Here is a 3,059-nt window from a genome sequence, read left to right as displayed (position 1 = left end):
TTCATGTGGTTCCGGGGCGGGGCCGGCCAGTGCCGGCGGGGTGGATGCGCTCGCGCAGGTGCGCGGCGGAAGTGGCGAGGGCCTGCAGGTCGGCGTCCCTCTGCACGGCGTCGGACTGGCGGGCCACGTCGACGAGCCCGTCCGCCAGGTCCTGGCGTCCCCGCGCGCGAAGCCCTTCGGCGACGGCGGCGACAGTGGAATGGGAGGGCAGGCCCGCGAGTGGTGCCAGTTGCTGCGTGAGGCCCCGGGAGATGAGCCCGGCGGCGAAGGCGTGGTGCCGGCCCTCGCGGTACAGCCGGCTCATGGCGAACAGGGCGTCCGTGGCGCCCACGCGCATGGCCTCCGGAGGCGGCAGGGGGCGGCCGAAGCGCTTCAGGGCGCCCGCCCACAGCACGACGCCGAAGAGCAGTTGCGCCACCGCGAAGTGCAGGCCGTAGCGGCGCGCGAAGTCCACGAGCGAGCGCTCGTTGGTGAAGCCGTGGTGGAACTCGTCGAAGGCGTAGGGGCCAGGGCCCAGGGCGCCCAGCGCGCTCAGCCAGAACTGGGCGTTGTCCGCCCGCGCGAGCGCCTGGTTCATCGCGAGCTCCGGGGCGCCCACCACCAGCACGCGGCCCTCGCCCAGGGGAATCACCGCCGCCACCGGCAGGCCCATCCGCTCATCCTCCAGCACCGGGATGGCGTTCTCCGGCAGCCGCAGGTAGGTCTGGACCTTCGTCTCCACGCGCTCCACGCCCAGCGTGTACGGCGTGGGCAGCGGCGCCACCAGCGTGCGCATGGGCAGCGACGTGTCCGCCTTGTCCAGCTTCACGCCCAGCTCGTCCAACAGCGGGTTCTCGCGCGAGCCCCAGGGCACGTACACGAGCGAGTGGCCCGAGCGCACGTGCGCGAGCACCCGTTCGAGTTCGGCGTCGTCGAGCTGCTGGGCCCGCATCGCGTTGAAGCCCAGGTGGGGGGCCTCCTCGTCGTTCACGCCCGCGTCCGGATCCGAGGCGAGCCGCGTCTGATCCGGGTCCTCCTCGTGCGAGCCCTCCACGTCGACGGCGAGCAGCACCAGGGCTTCCGGGCCGGACACGATGCGCAGGTCCGCCACGTTCCGCGTCACCGGCAGGCCACTCTCCTGGGCGAGCAGGAACAGGGCCCGCGCGCCATCCGGCTCCGCGCGGAAGGTGGACAGCGGATCCGCGAACCCGCCGCGCTGGGCCCCGCGCACCAGGAACGCGCCCAGGACGCCCGCGAGCAGCAGGGCTCCCAGCACGAGCAGTGGGAAACGGTCACGCACCGGGGGCCTCCTTCGCGAGGAGCGCGGCGTGCAGCACGAGCGTCTGAACGTGGCTACGCACCGGCGGCCTCCTGCATGGGCGGCGCGGCGAGGAGCGGGGCGGTGATGGCGCGGAACTCCGTGTAGCCCTCCTTGCCTACGGGCACGTTGCCGTACCAGGCGAAGTCGAAGCGGCGCGTCAGCTCCCGAAACGGAGCCTTCACCTCCGGCCGGCCCCGGAACGCGCGCAGGTAGTCCCAGTTGCTCAGCGTCTCGTCGTACAGGATGGCGCCGTCGCGATGCAGGCGCGACAGGAGCGCCAGGTACAGGTTGCGCACCGCCTCGCGGTACTCGCCCCTGGCCGCCAGTGCGTCAGCCAGATGCGCCCAGCCCTCCGGGGGCCGGGACAGCGCATGGTCCGGATTGCCCGCGAGCGCCGCTGCGTCCACCGTGCTCACCTCCAGCCCGGGGCCTGACTCCACGCGCCGCCGCTTCAGGATGCTCACCACCACCACGCCCAGCACGGCCAGCGTCAGCGCCACCAGCGCCACCACCACGATGTCCGCCGCCGCGCCGCCACTCAGCGGCAGGGCCGTCTCCCGGGGCTTCGGCAGCGGATCCCTCCGGCGGAAGAGCTCCTCCAGCCACTTGCCCACCTTGTCGATGAACTGGCGCCACCAGCCCGGTTCCTCGGGGGCCTCTTCTTCCTTGGGCTCCTTCGGATCCTTCTCCGGACGGTCCTGGAACTCCGGCCGCGCGAGGATGGAGCGCGCCCGGTCCGTGGCCGCCCGCGCATCCACGCGCGCCTGGGCCTCCGCGGTGGCCGCCACCTGCGCGAGCCCCGTCTCCAGCGTCACCGCCGCCGACTCGCAGTCATCGTCGTCGTAGGCCTGCTGCTCCAGGTGGCGCACGAAGCGTTCCAGCTTCGCGCCTTCGGACGTGCCCAGCGCGTCGAAGTCCTTCAGCGCGGTGCCCTCCAGCATCTCGGGCATCTCACAGGCTTCCGCCAGCTTCTCCAGCCGCGCGCGCACGGCCTGACGCTCGGACGTCTCTGGCTTCTTCGCCGGCGCGGCCTCGGCCGGGGTGGGGCTCGCGAAGAGCATGCCCACCGCCACGAGCAGCGCGGCAGCGATCCCCTTCGCGTCCCCTGCGCCCACCGCGCCGCGCTTCACGTTGCGCTCCGGCAGTTGCTGCACGGCGGCCAGGAGGTCCAGGCCTTCCTGCCGCACGCGTCCGTCGACGAGCAGCAGCGTGGCGGCCGCCGCGCGCAACGGTTCGAAGATCGCGAACGTCGTCGCCGCGAGGAACATCAGCCACGGCGGGTTGTCCAACGAGGCGAACCGCTCCGTGAACGTCAGGTCGATGCCCACCAGGTGCCGCGCCAGGTACAGCAGGAAGTTGAGCCCCACGTGCAGGTTGAAGAACACCAGCACCTGCACGCCCATCAGCCACCGCACCCCCGTGGCTGTCCCGCGCGATGGGCCCAGCAGCCGCGAGCACAGGCCGTACAGCTTCAGCGGGCTGCCCCGGCCCTGCATCGTGGCCGCGTAACCCACCCCCTGCGCGGAGAGGACGATCAGCGCGATGCCCAGCGACAGCGTCACGGTGATGAGGTTGAAGAAGGTCAGGTACACCGCCGCGATGCACAGACTGGGCAGGCGCCCCAGCGCCGCTCGCATCGACGGTCGCACGGACGGCTCCGCGTGCGTGCCCAGCAGCACCTCCTGCACGTAGTGGCACGCCGCCCCCTGGCCCACGCCCCTGAGCAGCCACGCGAGCGTCAGGTACAGGGCGGGCAGGG

At 72.6% G+C, this 3,059-nt stretch carries 2 protein-coding genes; both read right to left on the bottom strand.

Annotation, left to right across the window (positions count from 1 at the left end; translation table 11 throughout):
* Window position 1: 1 nt before the first annotated feature.
* Window positions 2-1,279, bottom strand: a complete 1,278-nt coding sequence (locus D7V88_RS40225; RefSeq protein WP_120545790.1) for a DUF4350 domain-containing protein — start codon at window positions 1,277-1,279, stop codon at window positions 2-4.
* Between the two features lie 53 nt (window positions 1,280-1,332).
* Window positions 1,333-3,059 (bottom strand): DUF4129 domain-containing protein (locus D7V88_RS40220; RefSeq protein ID WP_147449099.1); only part of this gene is annotated, 1,727 nt, incomplete at its 5' end.

The sequence above is a fragment of the Corallococcus terminator genome, assembly GCF_003611635.1.
Lineage (GTDB): Bacteria > Myxococcota > Myxococcia > Myxococcales > Myxococcaceae > Corallococcus > Corallococcus terminator.
Note: the sequence above shows the minus strand (reverse complement) of the source record. Positions and strands in the feature narration are given on the sequence as shown.